Here is a 21,579-nt window from a genome sequence, read left to right as displayed (position 1 = left end):
GTACTGACATGGTAGACGGGTGTCACCACGAATGGGGTGTTGCCGACCATCACGGCGAATGCCACGGTCGTACCAGCAACGTCGAACACCGGTTGTAGGTGCAACACCCATCGGCATGGCTGGTAACACCATCGTCAGTGGTGACACTGGATTCCGACTACCATCCGTCCATCAATCCCGATGGTGACGACGACACCGATGCTACGTACCGCTGTACAACGGCCACCGTCCGCAATGGTGATGGTGGACCATCGCGGGCCAGTGACGCAATCAATACGGCGTACCATTGCGCAGCCACTGTAACACTGTTGCATCGGTCCGATCCCCTGCAACAGTCCAGTGCAACACTCGGCGGCGACAGTGCAACATCGCCACCATTGGCGGCAACAGTGCTTCACGCTCAATGGTGCTGACACCGCACCATTGGCACGACCGTTGATCGACTGTAACAACCAGTGGTACAGGTCCGATCACTGTTCTCACCGTTGCCCTGCATCACTGAACGGACCGTTGCGAGTGTAGGCCCCACCCATGCACCGTTGCGAACAGTCGCGGGCAACGTCGATCACGTTGCCGAACGCATACCGGACGGTGCGGGATGAATACGCAATCATCGGCGTCCCACGGCTTCGGCAAGTGCACGCATCGCTACAACGGCCTGCGCCGCGTTGCATGGCGTTCCGGGAAGTGGAAAGGCGAACACTCCTGCACCGGAAAAATGGACGGTAAGACCTGCGTTGAAACCGTATACCGACTTCTCTCGCACCCCAAACCGGCACCGAAGCAAGTTGTCGAGAACGCGCTTATAAACGAAGACAACCACACGCGGATGATGCACGCGTATCAGTTCGAGAATGCGATCCATGCCTGCTGCATACTCGTCTGGCGATGGTTCGTTTCCATATGCTCTCGGAACCTTGACGATGTCAGTGATACCAAAGCTGTGGTCAAGCAGTGAATCATCTTCGAACTGGGTAGTAGGTTTGAAAAGGCCGTACTCCTTCAATCGATTCCAGAACATCTTGCCCTGAGCGCCTTGAAAGTAGTGGCCCGTGGCAACGCTTACGGGCGCTGGCGTCTTGGCGACGAACAGAACTTCAAGTCCGGGACGCGTCGGAAGAATGTCGCGAAGCGTTTGAACGTCCTGCCCGCCGACAGTCATTGTCACGCGGTTGCCAATGGTCGGCGGTGGAGAAGACGACATGGTGGGTTCCTTGCCAACGGGACAGCGACACCCCAAAAAACACGAAACTTAGGGATGACGCTTTGCCCTGATGCTTGCGCAACATCAGTCCGATACCTGTTCTGCCCTGAGTCTGCGGGCAACCGTGTCGATCCACACGCGGCAGTGCACGTCCTTGCTGTCCGCGTCTTGTGGACGAATCCGAATGTGAAGATTCGCCCCAGTACCCGGAACCCGGCATACGTTGCCGCCCCAACAAGCGGCAATGGGACCCGTTAATCCGATGTCTTGGTCATCGGGGTTAGGCGGTTCGCGCGAGAACCAATAGGCGATGAAGACCGTCTTCTTCGACTTCGGCGGAAGATCGAACTTCTCCACGAAACGCGGGCCGGTCGATCCATCGTAGAGCGGGGCGTTCATCACGTGGGCGGTGCAGTCCTTCCAGTGCACGTCCGAACGGTTCTGCACGATAGTCGCCACACTGTAGCCACGAAACTGATCGTTGAAGGTGAAGTCTGGCGACCGCACGTCGTCCGTGATCGACAGGGTAAGCGGGTCCATATGGCGACGGGCCTTAAAGAAGCCCGCCACCAAATAGACTGCAAAGCCAATGACCAAGCCACCCACCGCTGAGACGATGTTGTTCGCAACCTGACCGGAAATCGCCTTGACTCCAAACTTTACGAGAAAGAAGCCACCGACCCACCCGCCGAACAAGGTCGGCCATCCGAATGCCTGCGCAGAAGTATCACGGATCGTGTACTGGAACCACTGCCAGACGAAGTGCCGAAGCTTGCCTGCGGCCATAATTCGATCCTTAACGCGCGTCTATAGCGCATCCAGTTGAATCACGTCAGCAACGCGATCAAACATGGAATGGGCTTCCAGTTTAACTTCCAAGAACCCGGTCGTTGGCCTTTGCTCACTACCACGCGGTTGCCACTGCGCGAAATCCATCGGGACAGCATCCATCAGAATTTGCGTACCGGGCGGAAACGTAGCCTTTTGTTCAAGCCAGCTATAGAAGCCGGTTCCGCTAATGCCAACGTATCGTTCAAGCTGTTGGCAAACGCGCTCCGCCGCAAACGAGATCGCGGAACATTGATATTCTTCGCCTTCTCGCACCCTGACGGTTTGGGGTTCATTGAACACTCCCCGAAAGTTCACCACCCACCCTAAGCCCGTAACGTCTGCCGTGTTGTCAAGGAGATAGTTCGTGAACCAGTCGATCACCTTCTTGCCAGAAATTGTGATCTCTCCCGCATCGAAGTGGACTGGTTGCATTGGCTCGCTAACGTAGTGGAGCGTTACCGCGATCCGTCCCCATCGAATGACATCTGCTTCCCACCGGGTACCGATAAAGAAATTTCTGTTTGCGGGATCGTTGTCAATCAGCGAAAGCGCCTGCACGCCATAATGTGCACATTTTGCAAGCGCGGGTTTGGTAAAGCCCCGACGCGACACCAGCACCTTGAAGTTGGCATTGATGTCCTGCGCCTTGGTGACGAATGCGTCAACTTCCGGTGTTCCGACCTTTCCGCCCAAGTCCTTGCACTCGATGATCCCCAACATTAGCTGACCAGCGAACGTTCCCCGCACAACCACATCAAACTGCCGCCTTTGACCGAGACGGTCGATCAGAAATTCGCTGTGCGTCACCGTGGCTTGTGGATCGATTTGCGACTGGATCGCGGCAACCACCTTTTCGAAGTTGATTCCCGGTTGGTCACCCGCAGGTTTGGATCGCTTCATGACGGCGAATTCACGATGAAGGTAATGATCGATTCAATTTCACGCATAGTCGTGTCGAACCACTCGTTCCCCGGCACGTTCTCGCGCCACTTGCCGCGCGACCGTAGCACGCCGTGAACTGCCGATTCGACGAAGCGAACCCGCTTGACTTGCCAGTGCCCCAAGGTGACTGGGTTGTCAAATGTGGCCGCGTTCCTGCACTGCTGTTGAATCCGAGCCGCAACATCACTTCCCGTCCTGCCAACCTTGATGGGAAAGGGCCCGCTATCGTTCACTAATGAAGGGAAGCTGTAAGCATAGATGCTCCCGTCAGTGTCGGTTGCGTCCATCGATTCATCCCTGAACGCCGCGTCTTCTAGTTCTTCTTCGCTGATGTCATCTACGGTCGGCAGTCGAAACATGCCGTCGCCCAAAGGCATCAATTGCCCGGTTCTCACCGCCAAGATGCGAATGAAGCCCTTGATAATCCGACGCACTGGTTCTTGTTGCTCGGATTCCGCCCGCCTTACCGTAACCGATTGCTGTTCGGGCGTCAGGTGCTTGTCGATGATGGGTTTCAATACGTCAATAAGCCGGAACGGTGATCCACTTAACACTTCTGGGCTGCCAAGAATCTCGGGGAGCGCCTGATAACGCGAGAAGTGATAGCAAAACGATCTTGTAGGTTCGAAAGGAATCTCCACGTGCGTCCCCGTTATGAAATCCTAGTGTCAGGCGTCGGCATCCGGCATTTAGCTTTTGGCGTGAGATCGTTTCCGGTAGCCTGCTGGATCGGTATTATGCTCTCGCATGGTGGGTCGATTACACTTGTTGCCGCACGAACGTACCGTCATGGCATCAAACCTTGATCGCGCACCGGCTTTGGCCCATCCGCCCACGACAATGTCCCGAGCAGTGCTCCGGTTAGTCTCCTAGTCGGAATACCGGTAGCACGAATAACCGAATCGCCATACTCATCGCGAAAGTGGCATCGGTAAGCAGATGAGTCTCTGCTGGAAGCCGGGTATCCACGACGCGACGAGAGAGATTCGAAGGGTCATCGATGGAACGGTAGTGCGTGAGCGGATTACGCAGGTTCATGAGACGACGTAGATCGTCTGCGTCCCGCTGCGTGATGACATCACGCGAGACGCATCGCTGCAACGTCTCGCTGAAGGACACTCGATCCGGCAACTTGTCGGCATCAAGCCCAAGGGTCAGGTGTGCCGCGAGCATATGTTCAGCAAGACCTTGGCATAGCAACACCGTCGCCACGAAATTGCCGTGAACGAAACTGGAACGCGCTTCCGTCCACGCAGCCAAGGCCGTCTCGCCACCCGGCATCATTGTTCCTGACGAACCGAGTGCTGCGGAAAGGTCGGCAAGCTGCCGGAACCGAGCGACCTTGCCCGCCAGATCGTCGTGCAGGTCCGCAAGCAAGACGCGGAAAACGTCTACGTCCTTGACGGTGGACAATAGTTCGGACTGGACCTGATCCGGCACGGCTGATCGCTGCGACTGATTCATATTGCCAACGCGTCCGGCGTGTCCTTCGCTTCCAACAACTGTCCGACTGTCGGTCCCGGCTGCTGAATGTCGAGACGCGGCAATGATTTCACGATCTTCATCGTTTCGAGACTGACCGTTATGACCCGCTGGAACAGTTCCAAGGGGTAGCGCGGATTGCTCATCGTCTCGACCGCATAGTCGTTCGCGTCGTTGACAATGCCACTATCCTTTTCGGTCTTCACGCACTGGCGCTCGACCACCCAATCCAGCGCGGGCTTACCGTTGATCACATATTCGTAGGCTCCCAGCGGGATACCCTTGATCGTGATTTTGTCGTTATAGATCAGCGTGGTAAGGTCCTTGTCCTTGCCGTTCTTGCCATACCGCATCTTCTCGACGCGGTATTCCGCATCGGTCAGCAACAGTCCGCCGCCTTCAATCTGCAAGGGGTACATCTCGACCGTCTCGTAGTTGATATGCAAGTCGGCCAGCTTACGGCCAGCCTTCGAGAACGCCCGGAAGTCAGCCGCAGTCTTCACACACGGAATGCGCGGCAGTTCCTTGCTGAGATTGTCGGCATAGCGTTCACGGTAGTCCGGCGAATGCAGCAAGCCGTAGACGTAGTAAAAGATGTCTTCCTTGCTGATCTGTTCGCTGGGATAAGCTGCCCGGAAGTGCACCAGCCCTACGTCGGTCAGAGCATATCGGTGACTTGCCTTCTCATGACCATCAGCAGCAAACAGCCCGGTTTGCGGTCCTTCATCGTCGTTATCGAGTCTGGCGACATCATATAGGTACAGCGGAAAACACTGACCGGTCTGTAGCAAGTGAAGGTCAGGAAGGTAATCCGTCATCAAGGCCGAAAATTCCTTCTGCGCCCCAACGCCATTAATGCAGATGACGCGATTCTGCGCCATCACATCTGGGAACATGCGTGGCATTTGATAGACCATTTCGTTGAATCGACGGTCGAAATACAGCCACTGCTTCGTGAAGGGTCGGTACATGCTCGGAGTAAGCCGGTCCGTGTCGAACTTAAAGCTCCGGTCCTTCGCCAATTCCTGTTTCAAGGCTCGCGTCCAACTGATCTTCGACGGGTCCGTGTTAATAAATCCGTCTACCTTAGCTTCTCGGGCCTTCTTGTCGAGTCCGACATGCGCCTTGTTGAACCGTTTGACTTCGTTGTTATAAAAATCGATCATCCGCGCCATATTCGATTCGGCCCCGGCCCGCGACGCGTTGTAGCACCACGCATCGCGCTGCGTCTTGACGCCGCTCGAATAGTTCTCGAACAGAGTCTTTTCGTCGCCATCCCCCTTGTCGCCGAGCACTATGTAATCGCCAAAGCGATCATCCCGTTGTTTAAGCCAGTCGCCATGCGTATCAGGGGTGATGACTTGCCAGCCACCGCCTTGCGCGATTCCTGCGATGCTGCCAAACGCACCGACCTTGTTCAGTTTCTCTTCTCGGGTCAGGTAGTCACCGATGTCGTGAAAATAAATCTGACCGTGCTGCGCGGCAACCGGGTTTTTCACAAGTATCGAAATTGCGACAGGAGCGCGACTTCCGATACCAAACACATTATCTTTCTCTTTGCGGCGCAATTCACCCGACGTGCGTGCATTGCCACGTAGGTGGAACACATAGATGCTGCTGAACTCGTCAGCCAGACACTGGCGTAGACCGCCGAAGGTGCCCGTCTCCAAGAAGTTCGCGTTGGTGACAAAACCGATCACGCCGCTCTTCCCAATCCGGTCGCTGGCCCACCGGATCGCACGAATATAGCTGTCATACAACGCGTTCTTATTTGTAGCCTTGGAGCGTTCCGCGTAGGTATTACGGACGCGGTCATCCAAATGTGGATATTCGACGTTCTGGTTATTGTCGTTGGCCGTCTCCTGTCCGACTGAATAGGGCGGATTCGCCATGATGACGCGGATGTCCAGCTTCTTCTGACGCTTGCGACGTGCGCTGTTCTGCGCCATCACCGCGTCAACCAAGTCTTCCTTCTCGTAAAGCTGAAAGGTATCTGCAAGACAGATGCCTTCGAACGGCTGGTATTTACCACCGACGATGTTGTGATACACCGCTTCAATATTCACGGCGCTGATATAGTAAGCAAGTAGCACGATCTCGTTCGCATGAATTTCGTGCTTGTACTTGTGCGGCAGTTCTTCGGGCTTGATAAGACCACTTTGCAACAGACGCGTCACGAACGTGCCGGTGCCCACGAACGGATCGATGATGTGAACACCCTTGCTTCCCAAAGTCTGGCCGAACTCGGTCTGCAACACATGCGCGACGCTATGGATGATGAAGTCCACGACTTCAACCGGCGTATAGACGATTCCCAACCGCTCGGTCATCTTCGGGAAGGCGTTGCGGAAGAACTTATCGTAAAGTTCGACGACGATCTTCTGCTTGCCCGCAGCGTTGTCGATGCCTTCGGCCCGCAGCTTCACGCTCTCATAGAACCTTTCGAGCGTGTCGGCTTCCTTGTCTAGTCGGTGCTCTTCCAGCACGTCCAATACGTGCTGCATCGCGAGCGACATCGGGTTGTGCTTCGCGAAACTATAGTCTGCGAACAACGCATCGAACACCGGCTTCGTGATGAGATGCTGTGCCAGCATCTCGATGATTTCGCCATCCGTGATGCTGCCGTTCAGGTCATCACGCAGTTCGGCTGCGAACGCATGAAACGCTTGCCGTTCCTTTACGTTCGCTGGGTTCTCGACGATGCCGGTGATGCGGTCGATGTGCGTCCGGGCGATCTTCGCGATGTCGTTCGCCCAATCTTCCCAATGGTGTCGGTTGCCGACCTTCTGGACCAACTTGGCGTAGATGGCCTTCTCGATCTCGCCGATCTCGAACTGTAGTTCGTGCTGTTCTTGCGTCGTGCGCTTCTGGACCGCTTCGCCGATGGTGAACCCGCCCTTACCGGCGTCCTTGTTCTTCGGCCCCTTGCCTTTCTGCTGCTTTTTCTCGATTTTGTCGGTGATCGCGATGACTTCCATCTTGCTGGTGTTCGGCCCGTTCAGTTCGAGCTTGTTCACCATCGCATCGAAGCGGTCATCGTGGGAACGCAGTGCTTGCAGCACTTGCCAGACCACGGCATAGGTCTTGTTGTCGTTCAGGGCTTCGTGCGGTTCAACGCCAGCAGGGATCACCACCGGCAAGACCACATAACCGCGCTTCTTGCCCGGTGCGTTGCGCATGACACGACCGACCGACTGAACCACGTCTACCTGTGAGTTACGCGGCGTCAGGAACAGCACGGCATCCAGTGCCGGAACGTCCACACCTTCAGACAGGCAGCGGACGTTGCTGAGAATGCGGCAGGTGTTCTCTGGCGTCTCAGCTTTCAGCCAAGCCAGCTTCGCTTCCTTCTCACTAGCGTTCATGCCACCGTCAACGTGTTCGGCTTCGCAGTGGAGTCGGGCCGCCTGTTCGAACTCTTCCGTCTCTTCAGATTCCTGATAGGCTTCGACGACCGCTTGGAACATTCCGGCGATCTGTTTCGAACTGACCTTGTGGGTCTTGGCCCCTTTCGAGACTTCGATGACCTGACAGAAGGCCACCGCACGACTCATGGGATCGCCATCGCCAACCAAGTCGTCAGTCAATCCCTGCTTCGACAGGGCCTTCCAGCAGCCAACAATCTTGGCCGCGTCGTCCACCTTCAACTGGTTGTTCTCGTCCTTCAACAGGTCTTGCAGACGCCGGTTGACGTGCGTCTCTTCGACCGCCAGCACGATCACCTTGTAATCGACCAGCAGCCCGCGCTTAACGGCTTCCGAGAACGTGATGACGAAAAGTTCATCACCGTACAGGGCCTTGTCGTCCATCGAGCAAAGCGCCACGTTGTCCCGTTCAGCCGTGGCCTTGGCTGAATCCCCATAGATACGTGGCGTCGCCGTCATGTACAGGCGCTTGGCGGCGCTGATGTAATCGGCGTCGTGGACCCTAACGAAGGTGCTTTCGTCATCGTCGCCGAAGGTCGCGCCGGTCGTGCGGTGTGCTTCGTCGCAAACGATCAGGTCGAAGTCGGCCAGCGCGAACTGCTTCTGCGCACGGCTGATTACGTCGATGGAGTGATATGTCGAGAAGACGACGCTCATGTGCGACGCGTCGTGCCGCTTCGCCATCTCTGCCGCCAATCGGGCCGAATCCGTCGTGGCTGGATAGCGCAGTTCATGGACGAAGGTCTGAACCATGTCGTCTTCTTTCTTGCGCTTCTTGCCAACGTCGCTGTCCGAGCAAACCGCGAAGCTATGAAGTGGCGTCTCACTCTCCTGCGACCACTCCGTCAAAGTCTGGCTCAACAGCGACAAACTCGGTACAAGGAACAGAACCCGCTTGCCCGCACCGGCCAACGTTTCGGCGAGCTTCAAGCTGGTGAACGTCTTCCCGGTCCCGCAAGCCATAATCAGCTTGCCACGGTCGGCTTCCGCCAGTCCATGAACAACGGCGTTCAGTGCATTGGTCTGGTGCGGGCGCAGTTCCTTCTTCGCCTTGATGACCGGCGCAGCCTTCGGCTGGTACTGGCCCCAATCGATCTGGCTCTCTTCAAGGGCGGTCAGGTCGATCTTGCTGACTGGCGGCTGCTGATCCAGCAGGGCGTCTTCGGCGTGTTCGCTCCAATGGTTCGTCGTGGCGACGATGATCCGGCGCGTGAACGGCTTCTTGCCCGATGCCGTGAAGAAGCTGTCGATGTCGCCCTTCTGGACCTTATGGTCAGGCGCAAATAGCTTGCACTGGATCGCGTGGTACTCGCCGGTGCCCTGTGTCTTCGCCACAAGGTCGATGCCCGTGTCCCGCTTGTCCACCCCTTGCAGGTCGGCCCATTCCGCATAGGTCCACACATCGCTGTACCGGTCGCGATAGTCGGCTTCGTTCCGCAGATAGCAGACGATCAACTCTTCGAAGTAGGTCCCCTTCTCTCGTTCAGTAACGGCGGCGTGGCGGAAGGTATCGAGCAGCTTTTCGAGAGCGGTCATGTTCTTTGTAATTCAGGAATCAGGCCAAGCTGGCCGCAAGGACGACATTATGCCGCCCCGGTCCGGTACATCGGCTTCTTTTCGACTTTCCACAATGCAGGAAATACCCGCAGAATGCCGGTTGACTCGATTCAGATCAAAACTAGCCATGGCGACAATGAATGAACACGGGCACGTCTTTGCGAACTGCCCCACCTGTAGCGGCGCACTGACTTCATTTCTTCTCGGCGACCCGCAACAGGGGCAGTACGGACAGGTATATCGACCAATCGACCCGAGTCAGACCGAGATATACCGACTGGCTCGGTGCACGGGCTGCGGCGCAGGTGCGTTGATTACGCTCTTGGTGACCAACGCGAACGGCGGTGGTCAGATGGAATTGACCGACTTTTACCCGGAAGCAGAAGTTCGTCAAGTCTTGCCCGAAGCGGTTCCTGAAGGAATCGTCAAGGAGTTCCGGGAAGGCGAAGTGTGCGCGGAAGCCGGGTGCTACCGGGCGGCTGCCGCCTTGTTTCGGTCCGTGCTGGACAAGACGCTTCGCGCCAACGGCTACAAACTAAAGAAGGGTACGTCACTCGAACAGCAGATTGATCTGGCAGCGGCAGATGGCGTTATCACCGCGTCACGTCGGAAACGCGCCCATGACGAGATTCGCACCTTGGGAAACTACGTGCTGCACGAAGAATGGCGACAAGTGACGCCATCGGAAGTGAAGGTAGCCAAGGAATACGCGGCCTACCTGTTGCACGACTTCTACGATGATCGTGAAACGGTGCTGGGATTGCTTCGAGAGAAGAACCGCATCGCTGACGAAGACCGCACATCAGACGATGAGCAATGACGGACAAGCCCGGTCGCCAGCGGTTACGCCCCTATCGTGACTGTTGACCTTGTATCCGAGCGCATGCCATCCTGTCCGCCGACAGACAACTGTCTGTCACCCTGATGTCACCCTGCGGGGTGTCGAGCCAACGACAACGGACGCAACGCACAAAAGAAAAAACCGGCATAAGTGCCGGTTTTTAAAGGGATTTCTTGGTGGAGCGAATGGGGATCGAACCCACGACCTTCGCATTGCGAACGCGACGCTCTCCCAGCTGAGCTACCGCCCCACGATCACGCGATTCTAGCACAGCGCATTCTTAATGCACCAGCGAGCAACCCGCGTCATTTAGCCGGCGCCCCAGCCAGCACCCAATCGACGACGATGCGGATATCCGCATCGCTCATAGCCGGATGGGCAGGCATCGGAATCGCGCCCCACACGCCCGACCCGCCATCCTTCACCTTGCGCGCAAGCATCGCCGGAGCCCCGGCATTGCCCTTGTACTTCTCCGCCACCTGCTGGAACGAAGGTCCAACGAGTTTCCGATCGACAGCATGACATCCCATGCACGCGTTGCTTCGCGCAATCGCGAGCCCGCGCGGCGTATCGGCAGCGGAAGCGGGCAACGCAAACGCCCCCGCAGCCAAACCAAGCAGCACTCCGCCCAGCACGCGCCCGACAAAGAATCCCAATCTCATTGCACCGCCTTAGGACTCCCCGGATGGACCGCCGTCGAATTGCTGACAGGCGCAGGCGACTGCTGTTCCAACGGGCGCGAAGTCACCGACGAATCCGGCACCGCCCCCGACGTCACATCCGCGGATTCCGGTTGCGCGGCGGCTGCCGGCGCACCGGAAGCAGCCGAAGCAGCCGCCGCTGATGTCGCCACAGCCTCCTGTGGCTGGATGTACTGGAACACCTTCACAACCTGCACGACGCCCGGCACCCGGCTCGCGACATCCGCGCCCCGATTGCCTTCATCGGCGGTCACTAGGCCCATCAGATACAGCGTCCCACGCTCGCAAACCACCTTGTAGTTGTTCGCCGAAATGTTCTTCTCGGCGATCAGCGCCGTCTTCACGCGTCCCTCGAGATACGTGTCGTTGCTGCGCGATGAGAAATCACTCGCCGGCGCAATAACCAGCTCGTTGACGATCGCATTCACATTGTTGAGGCTGCGCACGACGCTTTCCGCGCGCGCCTTCGACACCTCGCCGGCCACTTCGCCCGTCAGCAGCACGCGCCGGTTGAATACCGTCACGTTGACGTGCGCATTGTCCGGCAGGTTCTGGCTGATCAGCGACATCGCCTTGACCTGGATCTCGCGGTCTTCCGTCTGCGCGCCGAGCGTGCGCCGATCGGTCGCGACGAGCGCGCTGCCGCCCGCCGCCGCGCCGAGAGCCAGCACGCACCCCTGCAGCGTCGCGGCCAATCCGGCGACGAGCCCAACCACCAGCGTGGTCCTCACAAACGTACTCTTCACGCGATATGCGCTCATCAACTCGCTCTCCTTCGGAATCATTCTTCGCCGAGCAACATGGCATCGATGCCGTCGCACAGACTATGGATCGTCAACAGATGCACTTCCTGCACGCGTGCCGTCCGATCGGACGGCGCGCAAAGATGGATGTCGGTATCGTGCAGCACTTCATTGATCTTGCCGCCGCCCTTGCCCGACAGCGCGACGACGATCATCTCGCGGTCGTGCGCGTCTTCGATGGCGGCGAGGATATTCGCAGGATTGCCGGATGTCGAGATGGCGAACAGCACGTCGCCCGGCTGTCCGAGCGCGCGAATCTGCGTCGCGAAGATCTGATCGAGCGAGGCGTCGTTGGCAATGCCGGTGAGGACCGACGAATTCGTCGTCAGCGCAATGGCGGGCAACGCCGGCCGTTCGCGCTCGAAGCCGCCGATCAGTTCAGCGGCGAAGTATTGCGCGCCGGCAGCGGACCCGCCGTTGCCGCACGCCAGAATCTTGTTGCCGTTCGCGAGCGCGGCAAACATCGTGTCGACGGCCGCCGCGATCGGCATCGACAGGCTTTCTAATGCTGCGAGTGTGACTGCCGCGCTGTCGCGGAAGTGTTGTTGAATGCGTTCGACTGACATCGACTCTCTATCGTGTACTGCATGCGCCACCCGCCGGCGACGCTGGTTCATAAGACGTGTTGTCCTTCCCTGCGCGACTGCATACGGCCGCTCCAATCGGCGCGCTCAGATACGATAGCGCGCCGCCCCGTGCGCGTCCGCAAGTTTATCGTACTCACGCTGCGAATCCGGCGCATCAACAGTCGCCAGCGCAGTCGTCCGCGCGAAAAGCATCGCGCAGCCACAGCAGACGTCCGCGCTCGAACGCGATCACATCGAAGCGGCACGCGGGCATCGCGCCATCATGCGCGGACAAAAAATGCTGCGCGGCGCGCACGATGCGTTGCTGCTTGCGCCACGCGACGCTGGCCGCCGCGCCGCCATATCGGCTTTGCGAACGCGCCCGCACTTCGACGAACACCAGCACGCCGTCCGGCTCCTTCATCACGAGATCGATTTCGCCGCCACGGCAAACGACATTGCGCGCGACGAACCGCAAGCGTTGCCGCTGAAGGAATGTCATCGCGCGCGTTTCGAATGCTGCTCCGACGGTTTTGGACCAGGCACCATCGGAAAAGTTGTTCGCGCGGCTCGCGCCATCACGCCTGCGCTCTCGCGCACGCACGGCTGCGTGGCACAATGTCGGCCTTGTTTTGTGTGTCTGCGTCTTCCGTGTCATGACTCCTCTTTCCGAACTCGCGCAAGGGCAGCACTATCCCGCTTCCGCGCTCTATGTCGTGGCCACGCCGATCGGCAACATCGCCGACATCACGTTGCGCGCGCTGCACGTGCTCGGCCTCGTCGATCGCATCGCCGCCGAGGACACGCGCAACACAGGGCAACTGCTGTCGCGCTACGGCATCGCGAAGCCGCTCGTCGCCGTGCATCAGCACAATGAACGCGAGGCCGCGCAGCGCATCGTCGACTATCTGCAAGCAGGCGAGCGCATCGCATATGTCTCCGATGCGGGCACGCCCGGCATTTCCGATCCGGGCGCAAAACTCGTCGATGCCGTACGCGAAGCCGGCTTCGCCGTCGTGCCGCTGCCCGGCGCAAGTGCGCTTGCGACCGCGCTCAGCGTGTCGGGTGACTGGGTCGCGACGTTCACGTTTATCGGCTTTTTGCCGCCCAAAGCCAAACAGCGCGCCGCAGCTCTCGCGCCGCTCGCGAAGCATCCGCACGCGATGGTGTTCTACGAAGCGCCGCATCGCATCGTCGAAACGGTGCAGGCGCTCGCCGATGCCTTTGGCGGCGAACGGCGTCTGCTGATTGGCCGCGAGTTGACGAAATTACATGAGGGACTGCATCGCTGCACCCTGGCCGAAGGGCCTAAGTGGCTCGAAGAAGATGCGAACCGGCAGCGTGGAGAATTCGTGCTGGTCGTAGAAGGCGCGCACGTCGACGCCGAAGGCGAGCACGATCATGACGCGATGCTCGGTTTGTTGCTGGAGGAGTTGTCGGTGAGCAGCACGGCGAGGATCGCGGCGGCGCTCACGGGCGCATCGCGCAACGCGTTGTACACACGCGCGCTCGCGCTGAAAAAGGACGTCTGAAAGCAAAAAGGGCTGCCTGACGCAGCCCTTTTTGCAGCCCTTCTCTTTGCGGAGATCGCGCCTCCGCAGCCATCCTGTCGATGACCAGACGACCTTATTTGTCGGTCGAATTGCTCTGGTTCGAAGCCAGGATCTGGTTCATCTCGGCCTTCGCCTCACGCTGCGTCAGCCCTTCGATCTTCACGCGCGCCGTGCCAATGCGAGCAAGGTGCAGGACTTTCGCAGCCGCATACGACAGATCGATCACCCGGCCGCGCGCATACGGGCCGCGGTCGTTGATCCGCACGACGACGGCGTCGTTGGTCGCCGGATTGGTCACGCGCACGTACGAGCCGAGCGGCAGCGTGCGATGAGCCGCCGTCAGCGCGTGCATGTCGAAGCGCTCGCCGTTCGCCGTCTTGCGTCCGTGGAAGCCGCGCCCGTACCAGGACGCGCGACCCAGTTGATGGAAGTCGGCAATATTGGGACCGTCGGTCAGCGGCTCAGCGTCCGCGAGCTTGCCCTTCTGACCTGCCGCATCCGGCAGTTCTTTCAAACCTGAACCATACGACAGCGGGGCGAGCGCGGTCTGCGCGTCCTTCGTTGCCGCGGACACACCGCTGACCTGGGTGTTCGCGCCCGGAGGCACCGCACAACCGGCGAGTGCCAAAAAGGCAAAAACGCTCCCAACGCGTCGGGGTAACCGAGTTTTCATAATACGAATTGATACAAATGCGAGCCGCATCACGCGAATGGCTGCGTGTTTGCTTGCGACTCCGGCGGCAAGGGTCCAGCGCGCGCTGCGCAACGCTGGCGCAGAACGACAAAAGCCCGGACGCGGCACATTCAGCCGCAACCGCACGGTTAGTTTTCACGTCTGACGCAACCTGTCCCCGCAGATTCGCCAGACCCCACAAGCCGCCATCGAACGTTCACACGCTCAGCGCCGGAAACACACAGCGCTCAGGAAGGCGGCGTAGGCCCCATCCGGCGTTACGGCAGCGAGGCCGTGGCAGGCGCGTGGCACCTGGCTGGACAGGACGTGCGCATCGATAAAAGCGATCGATGCTGGATTTGCCATCGGATACATCCGACAGCACTTGCTTGATGGTGAATCAGCACCGCTCATTCCCGTTTCATATGATGAAACGGCAGCTGCTCACCCAAAAGACAGTGCGGTCTCCCACGCTCACTACGCGCATTATAGCAAAAACACAATTCCGTGTTCCCTACCTCTCGATTCCATCGATGAATTCTCACTATTACTGTAAAAATGGGCATTCGCCACTCGGCTTTCCGGCCAATGGCACGTCGCGTGACGGTCGGTACAATCGAGCTTTTCACGCATCGCGCCGCCACTCATGAAAGTCACTCTGATCCCCGTCACGCCTTTCCAGCAGAACAGTTCGCTGCTCGTCTGCGAGCAGACCGGGCGCGCGGCCGTCGTCGATCCGGGCGGCGATCTCGAGATCATCAAGGGTGAGGTGGAGCGCCAGAAAGTGTCGGTCGAAAAGGTGCTGCTGACGCACGGCCACATCGATCACTGCGCCGGCGCGAAGACGCTCGCCGCGCACTACGGCGTGTCAATCGAAGGTCCGCATGTCGACGAGCGTTTCTGGCTCGACAAGCTGCCCGAGCAAAGCACGCGCTTCGGCTTTCCCGCTGCCGATGCGTTCGAGCCGGACCGCTGGCTCGACGACCACGACACAGTGACGTTCGGCAACGAAACGCTCGAGGCCTATCACTGCCCGGGCCACACGCCGGGTCACGTGATCTTCTTCAGCCGCGCGCATCGTCTCGCGCTGGTCGGCGACGTGCTGTTCGCGGGCTCGATCGGACGCACGGACTTTCCGCGCGGCAATCACGACGACCTGATCCGCTCGATCCGCGAAAAGCTCTGGCCGCTCGGCGACGACGTCACCTTCGTCCCGGGCCACGGCCCGACCTCGACATTCGGTGACGAGCGGCGCACAAATTCGTACGTCGCGGACGGAGTGGGCGCATGACTGTGGAAATCTATGTGAGCACCGACGTCGAAGCGGACGGCCCGATTCCCGGCCCACATTCGATGTTGAGCTTCGCATCGGCGGCTTATACGGCGGACAAGCAGCTGATCGGCACGTTCTCGGCGAATCTCGAATTGCTCGAAGGCGCGGCGCCGCATCCCGTCCAGGAAGCGTGGTGGAAGACGCAGCCCGAAGCATGGGCCGCGTGCCGCAAGGATTTGCAGCAGCCGGAAGCGGCGCTCGTCGCGTATGTCGAGTGGGTCGAGGCGTTGCCGGGCAAGCCGGTGTTCGTGGCGATGCCGGCAGGCTTCGATTTCACGTTCATGTTCTGGTACATGATGCGTTTTGCCGGCCGCTGCCCGTTCTCGTGGTCCGCGCTCGACATCAAGACGCTCGCGTTCGCGATGACGGGGCTGCCATATCGCAAGTGCATCAAGCCGCGTTTTCCGAAGCACTGGTTCGACGATCATCCGCACACGCACGTCGCGCTCGACGACGCCATCGAGCAAGGCGCGCTCTTTTGCAACATGCTCGCCGACCTGCGGGCGCGTCAGAGCTTGATTTTGTCCGATGCAGAAGGGGACGACTCAGCAGAAAACGCCAACGACCCGGCGCGAAATTAGGGAATCTCCCTCACCAAGGGCAGCTTCGGTTGCGTTTCGTTTTCCGTGCCTCTAACATTGACGAAAAGGCGACGCGAAAACGGAGGCGCAGTTGACACTCGATACGTTCTCTCAAAAGATCCTGCGTCTTTTGCAGCTCGACGCGCGCCGTTCGGTGCAGGAAATATCCGATCAGGTCGGGCTCTCCAGCACGCCGTGCTGGCGCCGCATCAAGGACATGGAGCAATCGGGCATCATCCAGCGCTACACGGCGCTGCTCGACCGCGAAAAACTCGGCCTCCACGTCTGCGCGCTTGCGCATATTCACCTCACGCGTCACACGGAAGGCGGCGTCGAACAGTTCGAGCGGGAAATCGCCACTTGCCCGGAAGTGACCGAGTGCTACAGCACGACGGGCGAATCGGATTACATCCTGAAGATCGTCGCGCCCGACATCAAGGCGTACGACACATTCCTGCACGACCGCATCTTCAAGATTCCCGCCGTCGCACAGGTGCGCACGAGCGTCGTGCTGCGCGAGATCAAGTTCGATACGCAGTTGCCGCTCTGACGCCGCCGCGCAGACGACGGCTCACGCGTCGCCGTGCGGCTCGCGCGCGAGTTCCTCGCCTGCCGTCGACACATCGACCGCGTGCGTGACGCTCAGCTTGCGCGCGCCCAGCTTGCGCTTGAGCGCATCGAGATCGACCCGCGCCAGTTGCTGCGCTTCGCTTTCCAGCGCGCCGAGCCTCGACGGCTGCAACGTGACCTCGACGTCGAGGCCCGTGCTGAGATAGTGCAGGTTCACCGTGGCCGCCGTGAGCCCTTGCGCGGCGAGCGCGGATTCGACTTCGGCGGCGATCTTTGCACGCGGCGGCAAATTGACGGGCGGCCGCGCGATTGCGTCGTTTTCCGGGTCCACGTGAATCAGCGCGTCGAGCACGCGGCTGTCGGCCAGCACGCGCGAGCGCGCCGTCTCCGCGATGTAGTGGCCTTCGGAAACCGAGATCATCGGATCGACCAGAATGTGCGCGTCGACGAGCGCGAAGTCGCCCATCTTGCGCGTACGCAGCTCGTGCACGTCGCGCACTCCGGGCGTCGACATCAGCCGCGTGCGCAGATCGGCCGTGGCCGATTCGTCGAGCGCGCGATCGGAAAGATCCTGTAGCGCGTCCCAGCCGAACATCCAGCCCATGCGCGCGACCATGAAGCCGACGATTGCCGCGGCGATGGGATCGAGCAGCCTCACGCCGGCAAGGCTCCCGAGAATGCCGAGCGCAACCACCAGCGATGACGCCGCGTCCGACCGCGCATGCCACGCGTTCGCGATCAGCATTGCGGAACGCACGCGCTGCGCCTCGTGCAGCATGTAGCGAAAGAGCCCTTCCTTCGACAGCAGCACGACCGCGGCCACGCCCAGCGCACTCATATGCACGGCCGGGATGTGTTGGAGATCGGTGAGCCGCGTGCCCGCGCGCCACAACATGCCGACGCCGACCGAGATCAGCAGTCCGCCCAGAAAAAGCGAAGCGACTGTTTCGTAGCGACTATGTCCGTAATTGTGATCGGCGTCCGGTTCCGCGCCGCTATGGCGATTGGCGACCAATACGACAAAATCCGAAATAAGATCGGCAAGCGAATGCACGCCGTCCGCTACGAGCGCCTGGGAATGCGCAATTACTCCAACGACAATCTGCACCGACATCAACACCGTATTGAGTCCGATGCTGACGTAAGTGCTTTTGCGCGCGACGCGTTGTTTTTCCGCCGATTGCTCGGCCACGTTGGAAGGCATGTGAAAGAAAGCAGGTTGGATACTTTTAATTCTACGCGTTGCTTGATGAAACCGCTGTTAAGCGATGAAAAAACATCTTTCAAATCATATGCTTATCAAAACGCGAAGCATTCTCATTGTGCGCAGATGGGTTGTGTATGAAGTTCAATAGCGCGGTCGGGCAATCATAGGCCAATAAAAAAAACCGCAGTCTGAAAAGCGCTGCGGTTTTGTTTAATACATTGCTCGCGAGAGGAGCATTAAGTCATATTATTTCTCGATGAGAAATTTTTCACGATCCTGACCTGCGATCCAACGCGGCGGTTTACCGCGGCCCGACCACGTGCTTCCACTGGCGGGATCGCGATATTTCGGCGCAACTCCGGCGCGCGGACGAGATGCCGCCTTTACCGCCTTTGCGCGGCTACCGCCGAGTTCAGCCAAAGTAATGCCGTAATCAGCCATTTTCTGCTTGATTTCGTTTAGCACTTCCGCATATTCGCGCGCTTTCGCCTCTTCAATCTGCTTTTCGAGCTTTTCGCGCTGCGCGAGCAGTTCCCTGTAGGAGGACATAGTTCCCTTGTGGTTCGATAAATGGACGACGGTCTGCGCCGATTAGTCCGGAAAGTGATCATGCCTCGGATTTTGCTGGCGAGATTAACACAAAATAGAAACCGTAGAAAAGACTCCAAGCGAAATTAATTAATCTCAATTTCATAAACTTTCACCACGGTCGCAATTGTCAGCTCTCACCGCTCTATTACTCTTTCCCTGAAAAACTCGGCCGAGGTAATAAAGCTCTATTTAACTGGCAAAACATGAAACACAAAAGTTAATTTACTCGGGAACATTTCATGCCATGCGAACTTGGACCATGAAATGCAAAATCATCTTTTACAGCGAGGTTAAAACCCGACGATCGAACGGGATTCACGCACCCGTCAGCCGCTCAATGCAATCCTCCAAAGCAGCGCGCAGGGCATTCTCATCGGGTGCAGGCGTCTCGAACGGAACACGGCTGCGTGCGCCCGCCAGTTCGAGGTCGACGCCGTAGCGGTCCACTCCCGCCAATCGCGCATGTGGCGGCCGGCGCGGATGGCGCACGAAGAATTCGACCAGCGCCTCTTCTTCGTCGAACGAAACCGGGCCGAGCGGATCGAGTTCATCCGCCGTCAGCCAGCCCATCGCGCCAAAGCCGCCGATGTAGCGCATGCGTTCGACCGACATCACCCAGAACGAGAAATCGCCCAGCACGAGATAGCGTTCGGCGTCCGGGTGATAGCGGAGGTAGCGGTGGATCACGGGCGGCGACGGTTCGACGTGCTCGAACGTGCCGATCAGCGTGATCCGCTGGCCGTTGAGCACATCGCCGTCGGGCGCATGGACGATCAGGAAGCCGGCGCGCGGGTCGGAATGCAGATTGCGCGTGTGTTCGGCAAGCCGGCTCACGAGTATGGTCGGGCGGTGGCGCGCATCGGGCGCGAACGGCAGCACGGTCGGATACGGAAAGCCTTGCGGCTGACGCGCGTGCGTCGCGAGCGTGCCAATCGAAGCCTGATGCAGCAGATGCAGCGGAGCGTGAGCAGGGATGTTCAAGTGCGCGTCCTCGGTGGAATGGGTGCCGCGGCGGGCGAAAAATCCAATGGGTGAGCCGATGCGATGCAGACGCGCCGCGCGTGGAAAGTCAATATTAGTTCAAGGGCTTGCCGGCACGACGCGGGATGCTTCGCTAGAATCCAAAATCGCTTTCAGCGCGCCTTCCCTCCTGCTGTCTTCCCATTCGCCGAGATCTCCGTGTCCGATCGTCCGTCCGATTCCGCCTCCCTGCCCGCCGCGCACCGCAATCTGCCTGTCGGCGCGCGCAACCGCGCCCGCTACGCAACGATGGCGCTCTTTCTCATCGCGGGGATGATGTATGCGTCGTGGGGCGTCCATGTGCCGACGGTGCGCGACCGCTTCCATCTGAATCCCGCGATGCTGTCACTCGCGCTTTTCGCGGTCGCGGGCGGCTCGATCGGCGCGATGGTGACGAATGCGCCGTGGATTGCGCGCGTCGGCACGCGCCGCGCGTGTCTCGCGGGCGGACTCGCGATGTCGGCTTGCGGCGCGTTGATTCTCGTCGTCCCGTGGTACTGGATGCTGCTCGTCGTGCTCGCGTTCTTCGGCGCCGGCATGGCGACACTCGACGTCGCGATGAACGCCGAGGCCAGCGCCGTCGAAGAGGCGCTGGGCCGGCCCATCATGTCGTCGCTGCACGGGATGTTCAGCGCCGGCGGGATGGCGGGCGCGGCCGTCGGCGGCGCGGCGCTCGCGCACGGCATGGCGCCCGCGCTGCATCTGCTGCTCGCATCGCTCGTCAGCGCGGGCGTGCTGGTCGCCGCGTGTCCCTCCGTGTTGCCGCACGTGCCGCACGCCGAGCATCCCGATGCGCACACGCCGCGCGCGAACCGCTGGCGCTCGCCGGCGCTGTGGGCGCTCGGCGCGATCGCGCTGATTGCGCTGATCGCCGAAGGCGCGATGTACGACTGGGCGACCGTCTATATGCGCGACGTCGTCGCGTCGACGCCCGCCGTCGCCAGCGCCGCCTATGCGGCCTTCTCCGGCGGAATGGCGGCCGCGCGCTTCGCCGGCGACGCCGTGCGCGCGCGCTTCGGCGCGCCGCAGCTGACCGCCGCGAGCGCGTCGCTCGCGTGCGCGGGCATGATCGGCGCGCTGCTCCTGCCGAACGCCGTCGCCGCGCTGACGGGCTTCACGATGATGGGCCTCGGCCTCGCCAACATGATGCCCGTGCTGTTCGCGGCAGCCGCGCGCGTGAAAGGCATTCACGCCGCCGAGGGTCTCGCGCATGTCGCGGGCCTCGCGTACTTCGGCCTGCTGCTCGGGCCCGTCATCATCGGCGGCGTCGCGCAGGTGACGAATCTGCCGATCGGCCTGTCCGTCGTCGCGCTGTGCGCGGCGCTCGTCGCGTTCATCGGGCCGAGGGTGTTGCGCCGGCTCGGCATCTGAGCACTTCCGCTCGCATCGGACTCGCCGGCGCATCGCGCGGCGCTACGTCACGTAACGTGCTACGTGACGTGCGCGGACATTTCACCGCGCGTCACCCCCTGCCAAATCTCCACGCATTCCGCCGATCGCACTGAACCCATTGATTTTGTTAGGGTTCCAGACGATGCCAAGTGATGGCAAAGGCCGTGCGCGCAATGGCATAGGCTTTGCTCAAACATCAGACAATGCACAACGCTGACATGCTCAGCGCCCCACCGAACACATAACGACGGCAATTGAAGCGTCAGGGAGGACGGCGGACCGGAACATCGGTCCGCCGTATTTATCG

The 21,579-nt window shown here is 59.7% G+C and carries 20 protein-coding genes and 1 tRNA gene; 6 read left to right on the top strand and 15 right to left on the bottom strand.

The annotated features are described in order from the left end of the window. Positions 1-610: 610 nt before the first annotated feature. The 6 genes from BN2476_RS40800 to BN2476_RS40775 form a co-directional block, all read right to left on the bottom strand. Positions 611-1,204 (bottom strand): uracil-DNA glycosylase family protein, encoded by a 594-nt coding sequence (locus BN2476_RS40800; protein WP_087739820.1) that lies wholly within the window; start codon positions 1,202-1,204, stop codon positions 611-613. 84 nt (positions 1,205-1,288) lie between these two features. Beyond that, positions 1,289-1,990, bottom strand: a complete 702-nt coding sequence (locus BN2476_RS40795; protein WP_087739819.1) for a hypothetical protein — start codon at positions 1,988-1,990, stop codon at positions 1,289-1,291. A gap of 21 nt (positions 1,991-2,011) precedes the next feature. After that, positions 2,012-2,935: a restriction endonuclease gene (locus tag BN2476_RS40790; protein WP_087739818.1), complete on the bottom strand. Its 924-nt coding sequence runs from the start codon at positions 2,933-2,935 to the stop codon at positions 2,012-2,014. After that, complete coding sequence (locus BN2476_RS40785; RefSeq protein ID WP_143811174.1) at positions 2,932-3,618, bottom strand: GIY-YIG nuclease family protein; 687 nt, start codon at positions 3,616-3,618, stop codon at positions 2,932-2,934. Before BN2476_RS40785 ends, BN2476_RS40790 begins: the two co-directional genes overlap by 4 nt. 220 nt (positions 3,619-3,838) lie before the next feature. Further along, a complete protein-coding gene (locus BN2476_RS40780; protein WP_235851191.1) occupies positions 3,839-4,441 on the bottom strand; it encodes a hypothetical protein in 603 nt (200 codons plus the stop codon). After that, entirely contained in the window at positions 4,438-9,420 is a 4,983-nt protein-coding gene (locus tag BN2476_RS40775) for a DEAD/DEAH box helicase (RefSeq protein ID WP_087739816.1), read from the bottom strand. Before BN2476_RS40775 ends, BN2476_RS40780 begins: the two co-directional genes overlap by 4 nt. Here BN2476_RS40775 and BN2476_RS48900 point away from each other — a divergent pair. Beyond that, positions 9,419-10,261, top strand: a complete 843-nt coding sequence (locus BN2476_RS48900) for a DUF4145 domain-containing protein (RefSeq protein WP_235851190.1) — start codon at positions 9,419-9,421, stop codon at positions 10,259-10,261. The two genes, BN2476_RS40775 and BN2476_RS48900, sit on opposite strands and share 2 nt — an antisense overlap. 195 nt (positions 10,262-10,456) lie before the next feature. Here the strand turns inward: BN2476_RS48900 and BN2476_RS40765 are convergent. The 5 genes from BN2476_RS40765 to BN2476_RS40745 all read right to left on the bottom strand — a co-directional run bounded on the left by BN2476_RS40765 (position 10,457) and on the right by BN2476_RS40745 (position 13,010). Continuing rightward, positions 10,457-10,532 (bottom strand) — tRNA-Ala (locus BN2476_RS40765). 55 nt (positions 10,533-10,587) lie between these two features. Next, entirely contained in the window at positions 10,588-10,944 is a 357-nt protein-coding gene (locus BN2476_RS40760; RefSeq protein WP_087739814.1) for a c-type cytochrome, read from the bottom strand. Beyond that, positions 10,941-11,744, bottom strand: a complete 804-nt coding sequence (locus tag BN2476_RS40755) for a BON domain-containing protein (RefSeq protein ID WP_087739840.1) — start codon at positions 11,742-11,744, stop codon at positions 10,941-10,943. Before BN2476_RS40755 ends, BN2476_RS40760 begins: the two co-directional genes overlap by 4 nt. 20 nt (positions 11,745-11,764) lie before the next feature. After that, positions 11,765-12,352: a phosphoheptose isomerase gene (locus tag BN2476_RS40750; protein ID WP_087739813.1), complete on the bottom strand. Its 588-nt coding sequence runs from the start codon at positions 12,350-12,352 to the stop codon at positions 11,765-11,767. A 175-nt stretch (positions 12,353-12,527) separates the two neighbouring features. Then, positions 12,528-13,010, bottom strand: coding sequence for a YraN family protein (locus BN2476_RS40745; protein WP_087739812.1), 483 nt, complete (start codon positions 13,008-13,010; stop codon positions 12,528-12,530). Between BN2476_RS40745 and rsmI the strand changes: the two genes are divergently transcribed. Continuing rightward, positions 13,009-13,884 (top strand): 16S rRNA (cytidine(1402)-2'-O)-methyltransferase, encoded by an 876-nt coding sequence (gene rsmI / locus BN2476_RS40740; RefSeq protein WP_087739811.1) that lies wholly within the window; start codon positions 13,009-13,011, stop codon positions 13,882-13,884. The two genes, BN2476_RS40745 and rsmI, sit on opposite strands and share 2 nt — an antisense overlap. A 94-nt stretch (positions 13,885-13,978) precedes the next feature. Here rsmI and BN2476_RS40735 read toward each other — a convergent pair whose 3' ends face one another. Further along, positions 13,979-14,578: a septal ring lytic transglycosylase RlpA family protein gene (locus BN2476_RS40735; protein WP_143811173.1), complete on the bottom strand. Its 600-nt coding sequence runs from the start codon at positions 14,576-14,578 to the stop codon at positions 13,979-13,981. Between the two features lie 646 nt (positions 14,579-15,224). Between BN2476_RS40735 and BN2476_RS40730 the strand changes: the two genes are divergently transcribed. The 3 genes from BN2476_RS40730 (at position 15,225) to BN2476_RS40720 (ending at position 17,042) form a co-directional block, all read left to right on the top strand. Further along, positions 15,225-15,869 carry an MBL fold metallo-hydrolase gene (locus BN2476_RS40730; RefSeq protein WP_087739809.1) on the top strand — a complete coding sequence of 215 codons (645 nt, stop codon included), beginning with the start codon at positions 15,225-15,227 and terminating at the stop codon, positions 15,867-15,869. Then, complete coding sequence (locus BN2476_RS40725; protein WP_087739808.1) at positions 15,866-16,492, top strand: 3'-5' exonuclease family protein; 627 nt, start codon at positions 15,866-15,868, stop codon at positions 16,490-16,492. Before BN2476_RS40730 ends, BN2476_RS40725 begins: the two co-directional genes overlap by 4 nt. A gap of 91 nt (positions 16,493-16,583) precedes the next feature. Continuing rightward, positions 16,584-17,042: an Lrp/AsnC family transcriptional regulator gene (locus BN2476_RS40720; RefSeq protein ID WP_012399541.1), complete on the top strand. Its 459-nt coding sequence runs from the start codon at positions 16,584-16,586 to the stop codon at positions 17,040-17,042. 21 nt (positions 17,043-17,063) lie between these two features. On the opposite strand, the gene BN2476_RS40715 is transcribed toward BN2476_RS40720, so the two are convergent. The 3 genes from BN2476_RS40715 to BN2476_RS40705 form a co-directional block, all read right to left on the bottom strand. Beyond that, complete coding sequence (locus tag BN2476_RS40715) at positions 17,064-18,266, bottom strand: cation diffusion facilitator family transporter (RefSeq protein WP_087739807.1); 1,203 nt, start codon at positions 18,264-18,266, stop codon at positions 17,064-17,066. A 249-nt stretch (positions 18,267-18,515) separates the two neighbouring features. Next, positions 18,516-18,818, bottom strand: a complete 303-nt coding sequence (locus tag BN2476_RS40710; protein WP_087739806.1) for an H-NS histone family protein — start codon at positions 18,816-18,818, stop codon at positions 18,516-18,518. 357 nt (positions 18,819-19,175) lie between these two features. Then, positions 19,176-19,841, bottom strand: a complete 666-nt coding sequence (locus BN2476_RS40705) for a HugZ family pyridoxamine 5'-phosphate oxidase (protein WP_087739805.1) — start codon at positions 19,839-19,841, stop codon at positions 19,176-19,178. Positions 19,842-20,039: 198 nt separating this feature from the next. On the opposite strand from BN2476_RS40705, the gene BN2476_RS40700 reads away from it, so the two are divergent. Further along, positions 20,040-21,251: an MFS transporter gene (locus BN2476_RS40700; RefSeq protein ID WP_087739804.1), complete on the top strand. Its 1,212-nt coding sequence runs from the start codon at positions 20,040-20,042 to the stop codon at positions 21,249-21,251. The last annotated feature ends 328 nt before the right edge of the window (positions 21,252-21,579 follow it).

Origin of the sequence: Paraburkholderia piptadeniae (assembly GCF_900007165.1) — a bacterium.
Taxonomy (GTDB): Bacteria; Pseudomonadota; Gammaproteobacteria; order Burkholderiales; family Burkholderiaceae; genus Paraburkholderia; species Paraburkholderia piptadeniae.
The sequence above is the reverse complement of the archived record's forward strand: the minus strand, read 5'-3'. Positions and strand labels throughout refer to the sequence as shown.